Here is a 16,743-nt window from a genome sequence, read left to right on the forward strand (position 1 = left end):
GATGAACATTCGGCAGAGGATCCTCGCTTCGGGCGCCATCGGCATCGTGGCTGTGGTGCTGCTCGGCGGGGTCGGCTTCTGGGGGCAATTGCGGTTGGGCAAGGCGCTGACGGAGAACGAGCTGAGCGTCAATGCGCTGCGCAACCACATGGAAGGCGACATGATGCACGACGCCTTGCGCGCCGACGTCCTGGCGGCGTTCGTGGTCCAGCCCGGCGACGGCGCGGCGGCCGAGCAGGTCCGCGAGGACCTGCAGGAGCACAGCCAGTGGTTTCGCAAGGTGGTCGAGCAGAACCAGGGGCTGCCTCTCAACGACGCCATCCACCAGGCGCTGGTCGAGTTGCGGCCCGACCTGGAAGCCTACATCGGCGCCGCCGAGAGCATCGTCGGCAAGGCGTTGCTCGATCCCGTGGCGGCGCGGGCCGAGCTGCCGCAGTTCGTCCAGGCCTTCAAGGATCTGGAAGGGCGCAACGAAGCGCTCAGCAGCCTGATCGAGAAACACGTCGAGCAGACCAACCGGGCGCGCGAAGACAGCATGCGCTATTCCGCCTGGATGCTCGCGGGCGGCATCCTGGTCGCCTGCCTGGTCCTCGGACAGCTCTGTCGCCAGTTGCTGCGCGCCGTCCTGCAGCCGCTGCGCAAACTGGTCTCATCGGCCCGGGTGATCGCCCAGGGCAACCTGCAGGAGCCGATCGGCGTCGACAGCAATGACGAGGCCGGCCAGTTGCAGCGGGCGTTGGGCGAGATGCAGGAGAACCTGCGGCAGATGATCACCATCATCCGCCAGGAAAGCGAAGAACTCCACGACACCTCCCAATCCATCGGCCAGACCTCGCAGTCGATCGTCCACGGCGCCAGCCAACAGGCCGACAGCGCCACCAGCATGGCTGCGAGCATGGAAGAGATGATCACCAATATCTCGCAGATTTCCGACCACGCCGACAACGCCAGGGTGATCTCGGCCAAGTCCGAGGAGCTGGCCAGCAGTGGCGGACAGGTGATCCTCAACGTGGTGGAAGGGATGAGCCGCATCGCCGACGTGGTCAACCAGTCCTCCACCAGCATCACCGCTCTCGGCCAGTCGTCGGACGAGATCCATTCGATCATCCAGGTGATCAAGGGGATCGCCGAGCAGACCAACCTGCTGGCATTGAACGCCGCCATCGAGGCGGCGCGGGCCGGAGAGGCCGGGCGCGGTTTCGCCGTGGTCGCCGACGAGGTGCGCGGGCTGGCGGCGCGGACCACCCAGTCGACCCAGGAGATCACCGCGATGATCGAGCGCATCCGCGCCAGCACGGGGCAAGCGATCAACAGCATGGAGGCCGGCGTGAGCCGGGTCAACGAGGGGGTGTCGTTCGCCCGCCAGGCAGGGGTGTCGATCAACGAGATCCTCGATGGAACCCGTCATGCCGCGTCGGTGGTCGACGAAATTTCCCAGACCATCCGCGAACAGTCGCGCGCCAGCGATGAAATCGCCCAGCGCGTGGAGCTCATCGCCCAGCGTTCGCAGCAGAACACCCAGGCGATGCACGAGATGGCCGCCACCGCCAGGCGCCTGAACGAGGTTGCGGCGACCATGCGCTCGTCGGTGGAGCGCTTCAAGATCTGACGGGGGCCGCCTAGGTCGTCGACTCCGGGAGGCGCACGAACAGCGTGTAGCGTGCGCCTTCGATCGCTTCGAAGGCGATCAGCTTCTCGATCAGCGCCAGGTTCAGGACCTTGCCCGCGTTGAGCAGCAGCATGCCGTTGTTGGCGGTGAGGTTGCGCGCCAGCACCATGCCCGGAACCAGGTCGCGGGTGCCATGGGCACGGACTTGCGGATCGGCCAGGGTGACGTCGGCAAGGGTCGTCGCGCAGACCTGGATGAACGGTTCGATCAGCTCGGGGTCGTACAGCCGGCCGGCGTACTTGCGGATGTAGATCAGCGCTTCGTCGCGATTCATGCGCCGTTCGAGGATCAGCCCACGCTGCAACTCGACGAAATCCACCGCCAGCTTCAAGAGGCGCGAGCCCAGGGGGATGGACTCGCCTTTGAGGTGGTCCGGATAGCCGCTGCCGTCCCAGTGCTCCTGGTGATGGCGAATCAGGCGGGCGGCGTCCTGCATCGGCTCCAGCGACATCAGCAGCGACTCGCTGAGTTCCGGGTAGCCGCGGAAACGATCGCGGTCGTGGTGATAGAGCAGGTCCGAGGGCGAGCGGAGCAGGGTGTCGTTCCAGCTCAGCTTGCCGATGTTGTAGAGCGCCGCGGCCATCGCCAGGTCGCGACCATCCGATTCGTCGACGAGACCGCTGGCACAGCAGGCGCGGACCAGTTCGATGATCTGCTGGTTGGTCTGCTTGTCCTTGGGCAGGCGCTGGTTGACCAGCAGCGAGAAGACCTCGGTGCCGACCACGTAGCTACGCTTTAGCTCCTCATAGGCGAGGTCGAGCATGTCGGCGGTCTGCTGCAGTTCGGCGGTGCGCGCCTGAACGCGCTTTTCCAGCGTGGCGTTGAGTTGCTGGAGGCGGTCGTTCTGCTCCTGGGTAAGTCGCTCCAGGCGCCGCCGCTCGCGCTCGGAATACAGGTATTCGAGCGACTGGCGCAGGGTCAGCAGCAACTCGTCGTCGTTCCACGGCTTGCTCAGGTAATGGTGGATGCGCCCTTCGTTGATGGCCTTGGCGATGGTCGGCAGGTCGGCATGGCCGGTGAGCAGGATGCGAATGGTTTCCGGGAAGCGGCGATGGATTTCCGCGAGCAGGGCGGCACCGTCCATGTTCGGCATGCGGGCGTCGGACACCACCAGGTCCACGGGCCGGCTTTCCAGCAGTTGCAGGGCCTGTTCGCCGCTTTCCGCCAGCAACAGGTCGTAGGGCTGGTTGCGTAGCAGCCGGCGCAGGCTGCTGAGGATCAGCGGCTCGTCGTCGACCAGCAGTACGCTGAAGCGGATCTCCGTCTCGTTGGAAGGAGGTGCGCTATCGTTCATGTGTGTCTGTCCACCGGGTGAGTTTTGCCTGAGTGCTTCAGGCAAGCATAGTCCGAGTCTGGCCTGGACGAGGGGCATGCACGCGGCGACAGGGCGAGCGGAGGTGCGGATCATGGAGGCGTTACCCATCAGGAACCGGCGCTTGCTGGTGATCGATGAGCGGCAGGCGGATCGAGACCGTGTATGCGGGTTGTTGCAGGGAACCCGAGAGGCCGAATCGCCTCCCGTGGCGCCTGAGCGGGGCTACCAGGTGGATACGGCGGGAAGCGCCGAGGAGGCCTTGGGGCGGATACGCTCGGCCCTCCAGGCCGATGCGCCGTATGCCGTGGTGTTTCTCGGGATGTCGTCGGTAGGCGCGGATATTCCCGTTCTCGAGCGGTTCTGGCGTCTCGACTCCCGCTTGCAGGTCGTGGTGCATGCGCCTCCCGCCGATTTTCCGCTATTGGCGCCGTGGGCCGCGGAAGAGCGCCTGCTGCTTCTCGGCCTGCCTTTGCAGGGACAGGAGGTCCGCCAGATGGCCGGCAATCTCAGCGCCAAGTGGAACGTGACGGCTCACCTGCAATTGCAGATGAGCCGGATGGAGGCTGCCATCCAGGAGATCACCCAGGAAGTCGGCCAGGCCAAGGAGGCGCTGGAGAAAGAGATCGGCGAGCGCAAGGAGCTGGAAAGCCAACTGGTGCAGACGGAGAAGCTTGCCTCGATCGGGCACCTGGCCGCCGGCGTCGCCCATGAGATCAATAACCCCATCAGCTACGTTTCCTCCAACTACACCACCCTGGAGGAGCACGTCAGGCGTTTGCTGGAGGTACTTGAAGCCTATGAAGAGGCTCGCCCCGCGATCCGCGACGAGGCGCTGGCAAGACGCCTGGAGCAGCTCGGCGAGCGGGTCGAACTGGCCTTCGTCAAGGAGGATGTCGCTGTGTTGCTGCGCGAATCCAGGGAGGGAATAGGGCGGGTGCGCAAGATTGTCCAGGACCTGAAGAACTTCTCCCGCGTCGACGCCGAGGACGACTGGCAGTGGACCGATCTGCACCAGGGGATCGAGTCGACCCTCAATATCGTCGCCAGCGAACTGAAGTACCGGGCCGACGTGGTCCGCGAATACGGCGATCTGCCCGAGGTGAAGTGCCTGCCGTCGCAGATCAACCAGGTGGTGATGAACCTGGTGATGAACGCGGCCCAGGCGATGGGGCCGGAGCGGGGTCGCATCGTGATTCGCACGGGGCATACCCTGGAGCATGCCTGGATCGAGGTGGAAGACTCGGGGCAGGGCATCTCCCCCGAGATCCTGCCGCGCATCTTCGATCCGTTCTTCACCACCAAGCCGGTAGGCAAGGGGACCGGCCTGGGGTTGTCGCTCTCCTACGGCATCGTCCAGAAACACGGCGGCACCATCGAGGTACGCAGCCAGCCGGGAGTCGGCAGCGCTTTCCGGATCGTGCTTCCCCTGGAATCGCCTGGCAACCTGGGCGGAGCCCACGGAAATTAACTGTTGCGCCGCTTAAGGTAACGTAAGACAATGATTTATCTACCGTTTGGGGTGGGTCTCAGGTTGGGATGCCGGTTTGGTTCCCATTGCCGGCTCACTTGAAGCGAGATCCTGCCCGGATGGCGAAATCGGTAGACGCAAGGGACTTAAAATCCCTCGGGGGTAACCCCGTGCCGGTTCGACCCCGGCTCCGGGCACCATCGTGTTTCCTGGCGTTCAGCCGACTTCTGCGCTCCTTCCCCGATTTTCTTCCGGCCCGCCATCGCGCGGCAGTCAACGAGTCGACGTTGCCTTCTTTCCCTCCTCGGCCTTGGAGGCGTTTCATTCTAGTACGGCTCCGTATAGGGTTCGCCCTGGCTGGCGAGCGGGAGTGTTTGTTCAGTTTGAAGTAGTTGTTTTTGGAAGTTTGTTTTTTTGTCGTTATCTTCTGCTCCTGCTTTTTAATTTCCTTTCCGAATATATTCAATTCACTGGCGGAATTATTGTGTTTTCTCCTGCATGAATTGATAGGCGGTACTTTCTCGCTGCTGTGCTTTGCTGACAGGGAAGGATCGCGAATCAGGGTTTTTCGCCTCTTTCGTTTATGAACAGGAATTCATATATCGGAGATCAATCATGGCTTGGAAAGGTGAGGTTCTGGCTAATAACGAAGCAGGGCAGGTAACGTCGATTATCTACAATCCGGGCGATGTCATTACCATCGTCGCCGCCGGTTGGGCCAGTTACGGACCTACCCAGAAATGGGGGCCGCAGGGCGATCGGGAGCATCCGGACCAAGGGCTGATCTGCCACGATGCGTTTTGTGGCGCGCTGGTCATGAAGATTGGCAACAGCGGAACCATTCCGGTCAATACCGGGTTGTTCCGTTGGGTTGCACCCAATAACGTCCAAGGCGCAATCACTCTTATCTACAACGACGTGCCCGGAACCTATGGCAACAACTCCGGCTCGTTCAGCGTCAATATTGGAAAGGATCAGTCCTGATAACTTGTTTCTGAAAAAAAAGGGCCCGAACGGGCTCTTTTTTTAAATATGAATAAAGTGACGTTGCCCGCGTGGTCGTTATGAACGGACAGGCAGCGCTTCGCAGTTGCGACTACCAATGACAATGCTATCGATCTCCTGGGGCTGCCGCGGTCGTGGGAAACCGAGCGAGTGGGGGCGGGGAACTGCTTCAACACGCTTCGGTCTGAACGGGAATATCGATTCCTGACCCGATTCAGAATTCCGTCCACATAGAAGACAGTACCGAAGCCGATGCCCTGCCGACTTTCCCTGGTTGTATTTCCCGCTCTCTTCTCCATTGCCGCTGGCGCCGCGGAGGAACTCAAGGAGATGGCAGGTTCGACCATCGTCGTTGCCGGAAGACTCGAGGCCGTCGAATGCCCTGGCGCAGGCCTGTACGATTGCACGGGGTGGCCTGCCAACCTGTACCGTTTCGAGGGACAGGACGTATGCCTCAGCATCGAGGCTGGCTGCGATTACAGTTGCGATGGCATTCTCAGCGAGAAGGGCGGCACGCAATCGATCCTGGTTTCCGGCTCCTATCGCGATCACATCCGCAAGGTGGAAGGCACGCAGGTCTCCTGCCCGCGCTAGAGACGCTCGGCCGAGCGCTGGAAACATCGCGAGGCGCAACGGACGGTCTGCCGCCCGCTGAAGAAGGCGAGCGGATCGGGATGTGCTAGGGTGCCCGTTTGCAGGGAGGACCCAGGGCATGGAGCACCCATACAAGACCCCAGAGGCGGACCTGGCCGACGAGAGGCTGACTGCGGGAGGTTTCCTTTCCGGTGGGCAGCCGCTGTGGAAGGCATTCTGGCTGTTCTTCGCTGCGGGTTTCTTATTGCTCAGTGTCGCCGCCAGGCAGGCGATGGTGGCCATTGTCGATCCGCTGATGCAGGAAGCTCCCGGCGAACATGCGGTGGCCCTGACCTTGTGGGGAATGATCGGTGTCGAGCTGGTGAGGCTGGCCTACCTGTGCCTCAGCCTCGTCGTGGTCTGGCGCTGCGGGCGCAACTCCCGCTGGGTGGCTGCGCGCCATGCCAGCAGGGCGGTGCTGTCGGCACTGATACTCCTGACCCTTTACTCGATCTATCTGGTCTGGGCCTTGCTCGCCAGTCCCTGAGCGACGCGCCGAGGCTGGCGAGCATGCTGGTAAGGCCCATTCCACGTGCCTGCGTCGGCTAGCGCCGCAGCCAGTCCTCCAGTTGCTCCGGCAGCATCGGCTGGGCGATCAGATAGCCCTGGCCCTCGTGGCAGCCCCAGGCCTGCAGCAGGTGGAAGGTGTCGTGGGTCTCGATGCCTTCCGCGACCACCCGATAACCCAACTGGCTGGCCAGGCCGATCACCGCCTGGGTGACACTCTGCGCCTTCGGCGAGCCGGCGAGGTCGCGGGTGAACGATTGGTCGAGCTTGATGGCGGTGATTGGCAGGTCGCGCAGGTAGGTCCAGTTGCTGTAGCCGGTGCCGAAGTCGTCCACGGCGATGCCCATGCCAAGCTCCCGGGCACGCAGCAGCACCGAGCCGACCGCCGAGGCGTCGCGGATGAGGACGCTTTCGGTGAATTCCAGCTCGAGGGCGGAAAGGTCGATGTCGTAGGTTTTGGCGAGTCTGACGGCCTCTTCCAGGAAGCTGCTGTCTTCCATGTCCGATGCCGATACGTTGATCGCCAGCCTGAGCGGGATGTTCCGTGCGTTCCATTGCGCCAGCTGGGCCATGGCATGGCGCAGCACCCAGTCGCTGAGGGGGCGCATCAGTGCGGTTTTCTCCGCCAGGGGCACGAATTCGGCGGGGCTGACGAAGCCGAGTTGCGGGTGCCGCCAGCGCAGCAGCGCTTCCACGCCCGTGCACCTGCCTGTCGGCAGGTCGATTTTCGGCTGATACACCAGATGGAAGCCTTCTTCGGTTCCGATCGCCTGGGACAGCGAGGTCAGCAATGTGAAGGCGCGCTGCTGGGCCTGGTCCAGCGGCGGGTTGTAGCGGGCCCAGCCGACACCGCGGTCGCGGGCGTCGTCGGCCGCGCTGACCACCAGGCGCAGCCAGTCCTGGTCGCCGTCGAGGGGATCGTCGGCAAGCGGTAGTACGCCGAGTCCCACGATGGCCTTGATCGGGATCCCGCGACATACGACGGGGCTTTCGAAGGCCCGCAGCAAGCGGAGGCAGACCGACTCGGTTTCTTCCTGTTGCTGCCGTGGCAGGAGCAGTCCGAAGCGCGTCGGGCTGATCTTGTAGAGGGTGAAATCCGGCAGTTCCGCGCGGATGCGGTCGCGCGCCTCGAGCATGAGGTCGTTGGAAAAGGGATAGCCCAGCGTACGGATGATGGTATTCAGCAGGGCGAGGGGCAGGAGGTCGGCGGCGATCACGGTGAGGGCGCCGTCGCGCTGCAGGCGCAGGGAAACGTCCTCCTGCAGGCGGAGACGGTTGTACAGGCCGGTTGGCTCGTCGATGTAGTTGGTCGAGCGCAGCGTATGGATACGGGCCATCACCAGGCGGGCGAAATGCTCAAGCATGGCGATGTCGCGCTCGGACAGCGGCCCGCGTGGTTCCCGGTCGATGACGCAGAGGCTGCCGAGGTTGAGACCCTCCGCGGTGGCCAGCGGAGCCCCGGCGTAGAAGCGGATGCGCGGTTCGCCTTGCACATAGGGATTGTCCCGGAAGCGCGGGTCGAGGGTGGCGTCGGCCACCTCGAAGACTCCCTTGCCCAGGATCGCGTAGGCGCAGAACGAATCCCGTCGCGGCGTCTGCCGGGTATCGAGGCCGATGCTCGCGCGAAACCACTGGCGCTGGTGGTCGAGGATGGAAATGAGCGCGATGGGCGTCTGGAAGTAGGACGTAGCGGCGGCGAGGATTTCCTCGAATACCTCGTCCGCACCTTCTTCCAGCAATCCGAGTTGGTCGACGTAGGCTTGCCTGGAATGCTCGTTCGCGGGATAGGGTGGGGTTGCCATGCTGGACTCCTGGGCTACTGCGATGTCGGGCATCGGCAATCAATGATGTCATTGTGCCTTTATTTCGTGGAGCGCGGGCTCTTTCCCAGATTGCAGCGATGAAAGGGCATGGGGGTTGATCGCGGTCATGCCGGTAGGGCCTTCGACGCCGACGCCAGCTCTGCGAAACCGATTACCTGCCAATCGGACGTTTCCTATATCGACCGGCACCACCGCTCGCTAAAACGGTCGCACATGCTTCCACCGAGAAAAGACATGTCCGATACGTTCTCCTTCGCCTCGCGCCTCTGCAAGTTCGTCATCCTTCTCGTCATCCTGCTGATCGGCGGAGCCAGCCTCTACCTGTGGTGGCTGGGGCGGCCTTACCAGGACGCCATGTCCGCCTTCGTCCCGTTGCTCATGCCGATGCTCGTGCTGGTGCTGGCGTTCGATACGTTCCGGGCCCTCGCCCGAACGAGGCGCTAGGCGTCAGCGAGGCAGCGCTGTATTCCCGTCGTTCTACCCTGCCAGTTCTGGTAGGCGGCGGGTCTTCGCAGGCAAGCGCTTGAACTGGGTGAGGTTTCCGGATTTGTCCTGTTTCCGTGGCGAAGCCGTGCTTGCCTAATCCCCCGGTTCATCTAGATATACCCATGGCTTCCTCAGGGTTAAGGAGAAGTCATGCAACAAATCGTCATCGTCGGGGGCGGAGTGGGCGGCACTATGCTCGCCAACCTGCTGGTCGTCCGGCTCTACCCGGAGATACTCGGCGGCGAGGTGCAGGTACTGCTGATTTCCGACTCGCCGGATCACTACTACAAGCCGGCCTTCATGTACGTCGCCTTCGAGCAATTCTTCCTCGAAGATCTGAAACGACCGCAGCGCTCGCTGCTGCGGCCGGAAGTGATGTTCCAGCTCGACCGGGTCGACCGTTTCGATTTCCCCCGCCAGGAACTGCAGACCCGCAGCGGCAGGCGCCATGGCTACGACTACCTGGTGATCGCCACGGGTTGCGTGCCGGCTCCGGAACGTATCGAGGGGCTGAAAGAGGCTGGCGACCATTTCTACCAGTACCAGCCGGCCCGTCGGTTGGCCGAGCGGCTGGCGAGCCTGGAGTCGGGGCGGGTATTCATCACGGTGAGCTTCCCGAGGACGCCGAATGTGCCCCACCAGTGCGGGATCGCGCCTGTGGAGACGACCCTGATGCTCGACGACTACTTGCGCCGCCGGGGTGTCCGCGAACGTGTCGAGATCGTCTACACCTATCCCACCACGGCCCAGTTGCTGCGCAACTGTCTGTTCCTGCAACGACCGACCTGCGAAATCCTGCCGAGCCTGTTCGAGCAACGCGGCATCCGTTTCCAGCGCGGTTTTACCCTGGCCAGGGTCGACCCGGAGCGGCGCATCGCCTATTCGGAGGAGGGCGACGAGCAGCCGTTCGACTTGCTCATGGCGACACCGCCGATCCACGCCGTGGATGCGGTCAGGGAGTGCGGCCTGTCCCAGGCCGCCGCCGACGAAGGCTGGTTGCCGACGAACCATGAAACCTTGCAGGTGTATGGCGTCGACCGGGTGTATACCCTGGGCGATACCGTCGATCTGCCGGTGAGCAAGGCCGGTGGGGCCTGTCACAACCAGGCGCCGGTAGTCGCCAGCAACATCGCTGCCGAGATTCGTCTCGGTAAGCCCTGCGCGATCTACGATGGACGAGTCCAGGCTGTCGCGCAGATGGGCCTGAACGCCGGAATGCCGCTCTGGTACGACTATCGGCACGACGTAAAGCCGACCCCGCCGACCAAGCTTGGCGGGTTGTTGCGCCAGGGTTTCAATCGCGGCCTGTACTGGGCCGTAGCCCGTGGAATGCTTTGACCCCGCACGGGGAGGAGCCGACATGGATAGCCATCAGCAGCCATACGCGTCGCAGGCGCAGGCCGATACCACCCTGTTTCCCGAGCAGACCCGCGAGAGTCTCCAGGCCCTGGCCGTCAAGTTGCAGCCGCTGATCGAGGGCCACCGCCTGGACAACCTGGTGGATCTGCTGTCACTGCTTTCGGATATCGTCGATCTGCTGGACCCGGCCATGGTGGACAGGCTGGCGCAGCTCTTCGAGCAGGTCACCAGTGTCGGTTGGTCAGTCGGTAACGCGGTACGCGTGGCCAAGGCGGAGCTGCTCCGAGAGCAGCCGCCAAGCCTGAAAGACCTGCTGCGGTTGTTGCGCGACGCCGATACCCGGCGCGGGCTGGCTCTCGTGCTGGGTAGTTTGCGCAGCCTGGGGTGCCAACTCGCCGCGGAGCAGGAGGTTGCCCATGGTGCATGACCTTCTCCGAGATCGTGCGGATCTAGAGGCGCGTTGGAACCCTTCCGCCTACATGCAGTTCGCCCGATTGCGCCAGCGGCCGGTGGTCGAGTTGCTGGACCATATCGAGCTGTGCTGTCCGGAACGGATCTACGATCTTGGCTGCGGAACCGGCATCGCCACCGAATTGCTCGCCCGCCGCTGGCCGCTGGCCGAACTGCACGGCGTGGACAGCTCCGTGGAGATGCTCGAGGAGGCCGCGCGCTTGCCGATCAAGGCCAGTTGGGAACGCGCCAACCTGCGCCACTGGTGCGCCGAGCGCCCTGCCAGCCTGCTGTTCGCAGCGGCGGTACTGCACTTTCTCGAAGATCACGGCAAGCTGCTGCCACGCCTGCTGGGGCAACTGGCTCCGGGAGGCTGCCTGGCGGCGCACATGCCGAACTGGCGCGATGCTTCCTGGTATCGCCTGATGCTCGATGCGCTGGACAGTGCGGGCCCCGGCGGTGCATCGCTGGGCAGCCCCGCGTTGCGCTACCGGCTGCATCGGCGCAATGTGCTGTCGCTGGACAACTACTACCGGCTACTGGCACCGCTGACGGCGGAGCTGGACATCTGGGAGACCGAGTACCTGCAAGTGGTGGACGGCAACGACCCGATCTTCGATTGGATCAAGGTCTCCGCCTTGCGTCCGGTGCTCGGCGAACTGGACGAGGAGGCGCGTCGGCGCTTCCTCGACCGTTACCTGGAACTGCTGCACCGTCACTATCCACGGGAACTGGATGGACGAACGCTGTTCCCGTTCCGCCGAGTATTCATCGTCGCCAGTCTCGGCCGCTGAACGGGCGTTTCAGTGATCGGAGAGAATGTCCACTGCGCCCGGCTTGTCGTAGGCGCCGAAGCGATCGACCAGGGTCGCGCTGGCGGCGTTCAGGCCCAGCACGTCGACCTGCACGCCGCGCTGGCGAAAGCCCAGGACCACCTTGTCCAGTGCCGCGACGGCGGTGACGTCCCACAGGTGGGCGTGGCGCAGGTCGATGAGCACATGCTCCAGCGTCTCTTTCAGGTCGAAGGCAGCGACGAACCTGCCGGACGACGCGAAGAACACCTGCCCGCTCACCTGGTAGTGGCGGCGGGTGCCGTCGGCGGAGCGTTCGCTGTCGATATCGAGGTAGTGCCCGATCTTGTTGGCGAAGAACAGCGAGGCCAGAAGAACGCCGGCGACCACGCCGAAGGCCAGGTTGTGGGTGGCGAGGACCACGCCGACCGTCACCAGCATGACCAGGTTGGTCGATAGCGGGTAGCGCTTCAGGTTGCGGATCGACTCCCAGCGGAAGGTACCGATGGACACCATGATCATCACCGCCACCAGGGCCGCCATGGGAATCCGCCCGACCCAGTCGCTGAGGAACACCACCATCAGCAGCAGCGCGACGCCGGCCACCAGGGTCGAGAGCCGGCTGCGCCCGCCGGATTTAACATTGATCACCGACTGGCCGATCATCGCGCAGCCAGCCATGCCGCCGAGCAGGCCGGTGGCTATGTTCGCCAGCCCCTGGCCCTTGCATTCGCGGTTCTTGTCGCTGCCGGTGTCGGTCATCTCGTCGACGATGGTGGCGGTCATCAGCGACTCCAGAAGGCCGACCACCGCCAGGGCGGCGGAGTAGGGCAGGACGATCAGCAGGGTGTCGAGGTTCAGCGGCACGTCCGGCCAGAGGAACAGCGGCAGGCTGTCGGGCAACTGTCCCATGTCGCCGACGGTGCGGATGTCCAGGCCCAGGTAGATGGATATGCCGGTGAGGACCAGGATGCATACCAGCGGAGAGGGCAGCAGCCGGCCGATCCGTGGCAGGTGCGGGAAGCCGTAGACGATCGCCAGGCCCGCGGCGGTCATCGCGTAGACCGGCCAGCCGACATCGGTGAGTTCGGGTAGCTGGGCCATGAAGATGAGGATCGCCAGGGCATTGACGAAACCGGTCACCACCGAGCGCGAGACGAAGCGCATCAGCGAGCCCAGGCGCAGGTAGCCGGCGAGTATCTGCAGCACGCCGCAGAGCAGGGTCGCCGCCAGCAGGTATTGCAGGCCGTGGTCCTTCACCAGGTTGACCATCAGCAGCGCCATGGCGCCGGTAGCGGCGGAGATCATTCCCGGACGGCCGCCGGCGAAGGCGATCACCACCGCCATGCTGAAGGAGGCGTACAGGCCGATCTTCGGGTCGACCCCGGCGATGATGGAGAAGGCGATGGCCTCGGGGATCAGCGCCAGGGCGACGACCAGGCCGGCGAGCAGGTCGCCGCGAATATTGGAGAACCAGTTCTGTTTCAGCGTCTGTAGCATCGGGATATCCAGGGACGAGGCGCGGCCCGTGCCGTCGGTCGACGGTGCGGGCCGTGGGATGGCATTGAAAAAACAAGGGATGACGACAGGCGTTCAGGCGAACGCACGCTGGCCGCGGTCGCTCGGACCGTTGCCGGAAGGGGCAGGCATGGCTATGGCGGAGTGGGCAGCCAGGTCATCGGGGAGTGCAGGTGGTCGCTTGCAGGGAGCGGCAGCATAGCCGATTCGATAGGCCCGACCAAGCTCTACTCCGGACATTCCCTGGGGGCGCAATCGGTGGCGCTGAATCAAACAGGCGAAACGGTTCTAAGCTATCGAGGGATCGTCCTCGCATGGAGAGAAGATCATCATGTTCAACACTCGTTCTGTGCTCGCGCTGGTCGTGAGCCTGTCCCTGATCGGCGGTACGCCTGCCGTCCTGGCCGACCCGGGCAATGGCAAGGGCAACCCGCACGGTAACCAGATGGACGGCGGAAAGGGTAACAAGGGCAACAAAGGCAACCAGGGTGGCCACGACAACCATGGCGGCCCCGGCAACAAGGGCGGCGGCGCCGGCCAGAAGGGCAACGGCGGCGGCAACTGGGACTCGGGACCGCGTATCGACGTCGGCGGGGTACGGGTGATCCTCGGCGACAACCGCGGCTACTGGAACCCGGGGCCGGCCCTGCCGCCCGGCATCCAGAAGAACCTGGCGCGCGGCAAGCCGCTGCCGCCCGGCATCGCCAGGAAACTCGACGGCCGCCTGCTAGGCCGGCTGCCGCACTACGACGGCTACGAGTGGATGCAGGCCGGCACCGACCTGCTGCTGGTGGCGGTGGCGACCGGGCTGATCTACGAAGTGCTGGACAACGCTCTCGACTGAGCAGGCCTTTTGGCTGTGCAGGGCGGGTAGCGCCATAGGCGCTATCCGCCAGGCCCCGTTGGAGTGGCGGATAACCGTGTTGCGCTTGTCCGCCCTACCTCGTGGAAGTCCTTTTCTTACCCCAGGTCAGGCCCGCAGGCGTTGCAGGGCATCGCCCAGTTGCGCGGAGAGGCTGTGGAGATCGCGGCTGGCGGCCTCGGTCTGCTCCACCTGTTCCTGGTTGCTGGAGGCGATCGAGGCGATTTCCGTGAGGTTGCGGGAAATGTCCTCGGCCACGGCGGTCTGTTCCTCGGCGGCGGTAGCGATCTGGCGGTTCATGTCGCGGATCGATTCGACCGAGGCGGTGATCTGGCGCAGCATGGCGCCGGCGTTGGCAACCTGCTCGGCACCGGCCTCGCTGCGCGACTGCCCGCTTTCGATGGCGCGTGCGGCATTCACCGCGCCGTTCTGCACGGTATCGATGATCTGGTGGATCTCGGCGATGGACTCGGCGGTGCGCTGTGCCAGGGTGCGGACCTCGTCGGCGACCACCGCGAAGCCACGGCCGGCATCGCCGGCGCGGGCGGCTTCGATGGCCGCGTTGAGGGCGAGCAGGTTGGTCTGCTCGGCGATGCCGCGGATCACGTCGAGGACCTTGCCGATCCTGCCGCTATCGCTTTCCAATTGGCGGATGACCTCCACCGTATGGTCGATCTCCTTGCGCATCTCGCCGATGCTGCGAATCGTTTCTTCCATCACGTCTTCGCCGCGCTGGGCGGAATCGTCCGCCTCGTCGGCGGCCTTGGCCGCGTCGCCGGCGTAGCGCGCCACTTCCTGGGCGGTGGCGGACATTTCCTGCATCGCCGTGGCGACCTGGTCGGTGCGGCTGAACTGCTCGCGGGTACCGGCCGCCATCAGGCTGGCGATCGCGTTCAGCGAGCCGCTGGCGCTGTCCAGGTCGCGGGTACTGCGCCGCAGCCGCTCGAAGATGTCCACCAGGAAGTCGCGCAGCGTGTTGGCGGCCAGGGCCAGCTTGCCGAGTTCGTCCTTGCGCCGGATCTCGATGCGCTCGCCGAAGTCGCCATGGCTGAGCTGGGCGATGTGCTCGATCAGGCGTTGCACCGGACGGACCAGGTTGCGATTGACCAGCCACAGGCTGAGCAGGGCGACGGCCAGGCTGGCGCCGATCAGCACCAGGCTGCCGAGCAGCATGGTGCGCCGGGCCTCCGCGCTGATGGCGGCGGAACGGAGATCACTGGCCTGGTGCAGTTCGTCACGCAAGGCCTGCATCTGCGCGGTGGTGGCGCGGTCGATGCCGGTCACCGCCTGGTCGCCGGCGATGGGGTCGGCGCCCGCCTCGAGGAACCGTTGCCTGCCTTGTCGGTAAGCCGTACCGAGTCGCCGGTGCTCTTCGCGCAGGCGCTCGACACGATCCTTCAACTCGCCTTCGGCCACGCTGCCCAGGCGCCCGAGGATGTCCTGCACCGCTCGTTCCTGGGCCTCGAACTGGCTCCAGTATTTCGTCTGGGCCTCTGCCTGGCGTCCGCGTAGCAGGACGTTCTTCCATTCCTGGACCTGGCCGCGGAATTGCAGGTTGGCCTCGTCGATCAGTTGCGCCGCCCGCACGGGGCCGCCGAGCAGCTCGCGGTAGGCGCGTACGTCGCCGGTCAGCGAGCCGAAGCAGGCCAGGGCTATGAGTAGCAGCGCCGCCAGGCTGCCGCCGAGCAGGACAAGGATTTGCGCACGTAGGGATTGTTGCAGCATGGAACGCCTCGATGGATTGCCAGGTTGGACCGGCACGCAGGCTGCGACGAGGCAGCCGAGGACGTCCCTGTGGCCCGGCGAGGCGGGCATGGCGCGTGTTCCGGCTCGCAGAGTATCGACAGCGGATCTGACAACTTGAGGACGACGCAGGGGCCGGGCCAGAGCCGACGAAGGGAAATAGCTGGCATGGATGTTCTGCGGGGCTTCGGTTAATCTCTGTGACGAATGTCACATTGTGCCAGTCGAAGGATCTGACTCATGGATGTCCCTCCCACCGTTCAGGATGAACAGGCCGTTTCCCGCCAACTGCACTCGTTGAGTGTGCGCAATCTCGCTCACTTGGCTGCCGCCCTGACCCAGCTCGGCTTCGAGCTGTCGCGCAGCTCCGACCCTGGCACCCGCCAGGCGGCCAATGCCTTCATCGGCCAGTTGGCCAATATCAACCAGGACATCGATCGACAGATCGAACTGCTCGGCGCGCTGGACGCCGACAGCGTGGGGTTTCGCCTGCTGGACGAGGTGCAATACCCGGATGCGCCCGAATGAGCCGACGCCAGGAGCACGCAAAGAGTGGAGGGGGTGTGCGGGCCGAGAGCGGCAGTCTCCCGGCGTGGCGCTGATCAGTCTTCCTGGCGCAGGTCGCTGAGCATCTGCTCCCAGTACTGGTTGGCCTTGCGGTTGAGATCGAAGGCGGCTTGACGCAACTGGTCGTACTCGGCGCCGCTGTAGCCGCTTTCGCGCAGCTTCTGGCGAGCGGCGTCGGCTTCTTCGCGCAGACGGTTGTAGGTCGCCTGGTCGTCCGCCCAGGTCCTACCTGTGCGCCGGGTGTACTTGTCCTGGGGTTCAGCCATGGGTTCTCCTTGCGGGCCGGATGGGACTTGGAAAAACGCTGCGCTGAACAGACTTTTTCCAATGGCAAAAATTCAAAAAAAACTGACGGATTGCGCGACTTCGCTATTGGTACCGATGTCCCATACCTGTACGCCAGCCGATGAAATTTGTGCGTTCCTCGCCAAGTCGGCTAGCTTGTTCAGGCTTGCGCCTTGGCGCTCGCCGTCTCTCCGGTAAGCTGGGAACGTTGTCGCCATGGGCTCGGAGACTGCGCGGACGGCGCCATGGCGACAGGTCCGAC

The 16,743-nt window shown here is 64.3% G+C and carries 16 protein-coding genes and 1 tRNA gene; 12 read left to right on the forward strand and 5 right to left on the reverse strand.

Annotated elements, in window-relative coordinates:
* Nucleotide 1: 1 nt before the first annotated feature.
* Nucleotides 2-1,609 carry a methyl-accepting chemotaxis protein gene (locus VQ067_RS12955; RefSeq protein WP_003090055.1) on the forward strand — a complete coding sequence of 536 codons (1,608 nt, stop codon included), beginning with the start codon at nucleotides 2-4 and terminating at the stop codon, nucleotides 1,607-1,609.
* Nucleotides 1,610-1,619: 10 nt separating this feature from the next.
* Here VQ067_RS12955 and VQ067_RS12960 read toward each other — a convergent pair whose 3' ends face one another.
* Nucleotides 1,620-2,963 carry an HD domain-containing phosphohydrolase gene (locus VQ067_RS12960; RefSeq protein ID WP_003090053.1) on the reverse strand — a complete coding sequence of 448 codons (1,344 nt, stop codon included), beginning with the start codon at nucleotides 2,961-2,963 and terminating at the stop codon, nucleotides 1,620-1,622.
* 76 nt (nucleotides 2,964-3,039) lie between these two features.
* Here VQ067_RS12960 and VQ067_RS12965 point away from each other — a divergent pair, with 76 nt between their 5' ends.
* From VQ067_RS12965 to VQ067_RS12985, 5 genes are all read left to right on the forward strand, one after another.
* Nucleotides 3,040-4,452, forward strand: a complete 1,413-nt coding sequence (locus VQ067_RS12965) for an ATP-binding protein (RefSeq protein WP_024008260.1) — start codon at nucleotides 3,040-3,042, stop codon at nucleotides 4,450-4,452.
* A 113-nt stretch (nucleotides 4,453-4,565) separates the two neighbouring features.
* Nucleotides 4,566-4,652 (forward strand) — tRNA-Leu (locus VQ067_RS12970).
* 415 nt (nucleotides 4,653-5,067) lie between these two features.
* Nucleotides 5,068-5,436 (forward strand): PA-I galactophilic lectin, encoded by a 369-nt coding sequence (gene lecA, locus VQ067_RS12975; protein WP_003102492.1) that lies wholly within the window; start codon nucleotides 5,068-5,070, stop codon nucleotides 5,434-5,436.
* A 273-nt stretch (nucleotides 5,437-5,709) separates the two neighbouring features.
* Complete coding sequence (locus VQ067_RS12980; RefSeq protein ID WP_033991010.1) at nucleotides 5,710-6,051, forward strand: hypothetical protein; 342 nt, start codon at nucleotides 5,710-5,712, stop codon at nucleotides 6,049-6,051.
* 118 nt (nucleotides 6,052-6,169) lie between these two features.
* Entirely contained in the window at nucleotides 6,170-6,577 is a 408-nt protein-coding gene (locus VQ067_RS12985; RefSeq protein ID WP_003108811.1) for a hypothetical protein, read from the forward strand.
* 58 nt (nucleotides 6,578-6,635) lie between these two features.
* Here the strand turns inward: VQ067_RS12985 and VQ067_RS12990 are convergent, their stop codons facing one another.
* On the reverse strand, nucleotides 6,636-8,399 hold the full coding sequence (locus VQ067_RS12990) for a cyclic di-GMP phosphodiesterase (RefSeq protein ID WP_003108812.1): 1,764 nt from the start codon (nucleotides 8,397-8,399) through the stop codon (nucleotides 6,636-6,638).
* A gap of 255 nt (nucleotides 8,400-8,654) precedes the next feature.
* On the opposite strand from VQ067_RS12990, the gene VQ067_RS12995 reads away from it, so the two are divergent.
* From VQ067_RS12995 to VQ067_RS13010, 4 genes are all read left to right on the forward strand, one after another.
* Nucleotides 8,655-8,864 carry a hypothetical protein gene (locus tag VQ067_RS12995; RefSeq protein ID WP_003090037.1) on the forward strand — a complete coding sequence of 70 codons (210 nt, stop codon included), beginning with the start codon at nucleotides 8,655-8,657 and terminating at the stop codon, nucleotides 8,862-8,864.
* A 192-nt stretch (nucleotides 8,865-9,056) separates the two neighbouring features.
* Nucleotides 9,057-10,244, forward strand: coding sequence for an NAD(P)/FAD-dependent oxidoreductase (locus VQ067_RS13000; protein ID WP_023091696.1), 1,188 nt, complete (start codon nucleotides 9,057-9,059; stop codon nucleotides 10,242-10,244).
* A gap of 22 nt (nucleotides 10,245-10,266) precedes the next feature.
* Complete coding sequence (locus VQ067_RS13005; protein WP_003090035.1) at nucleotides 10,267-10,692, forward strand: DUF1641 domain-containing protein; 426 nt, start codon at nucleotides 10,267-10,269, stop codon at nucleotides 10,690-10,692.
* The gene (locus tag VQ067_RS13010) at nucleotides 10,682-11,509 is read left to right on the forward strand and encodes a class I SAM-dependent methyltransferase (protein ID WP_003090032.1); all 828 of its coding nucleotides are present in this window, start codon (nucleotides 10,682-10,684) and stop codon (nucleotides 11,507-11,509) included. The genes VQ067_RS13005 and VQ067_RS13010 overlap by 11 nt, the downstream gene beginning before the upstream one ends.
* A gap of 9 nt (nucleotides 11,510-11,518) precedes the next feature.
* Here VQ067_RS13010 and VQ067_RS13015 read toward each other — a convergent pair whose 3' ends face one another.
* Entirely contained in the window at nucleotides 11,519-13,006 is a 1,488-nt protein-coding gene (locus tag VQ067_RS13015) for a SulP family inorganic anion transporter (RefSeq protein ID WP_003090030.1), read from the reverse strand.
* Nucleotides 13,007-13,355: 349 nt separating this feature from the next.
* On the opposite strand from VQ067_RS13015, the gene VQ067_RS13020 reads away from it, so the two are divergent.
* The gene (locus tag VQ067_RS13020) at nucleotides 13,356-13,868 is read left to right on the forward strand and encodes an anti-virulence regulator CigR family protein (RefSeq protein WP_023091697.1); all 513 of its coding nucleotides are present in this window, start codon (nucleotides 13,356-13,358) and stop codon (nucleotides 13,866-13,868) included.
* A 126-nt stretch (nucleotides 13,869-13,994) separates the two neighbouring features.
* Here the strand turns inward: VQ067_RS13020 and ctpH are convergent, their stop codons facing one another.
* Entirely contained in the window at nucleotides 13,995-15,701 is a 1,707-nt protein-coding gene (gene ctpH / locus VQ067_RS13025; protein WP_019485295.1) for a methyl-accepting chemotaxis protein CtpH, read from the reverse strand.
* A gap of 168 nt (nucleotides 15,702-15,869) precedes the next feature.
* On the opposite strand from ctpH, the gene plzR reads away from it, so the two are divergent.
* Nucleotides 15,870-16,157 (forward strand): type 4 pili assembly inhibitor PlzR, encoded by a 288-nt coding sequence (plzR, locus tag VQ067_RS13030; RefSeq protein WP_003090024.1) that lies wholly within the window; start codon nucleotides 15,870-15,872, stop codon nucleotides 16,155-16,157.
* A gap of 74 nt (nucleotides 16,158-16,231) precedes the next feature.
* Here plzR and srfA read toward each other — a convergent pair whose 3' ends face one another.
* Nucleotides 16,232-16,462, reverse strand: a complete 231-nt coding sequence (gene srfA / locus VQ067_RS13035) for a stress response facilitator SrfA (RefSeq protein WP_003090022.1) — start codon at nucleotides 16,460-16,462, stop codon at nucleotides 16,232-16,234.
* Nucleotides 16,463-16,743 lie beyond the last annotated feature (281 nt).

It is taken from the genome of Pseudomonas sp. KBN12P06040, assembly GCF_037574965.1.
GTDB classification, from domain to species: domain Bacteria; phylum Pseudomonadota; class Gammaproteobacteria; order Pseudomonadales; family Pseudomonadaceae; genus Pseudomonas; species Pseudomonas aeruginosa.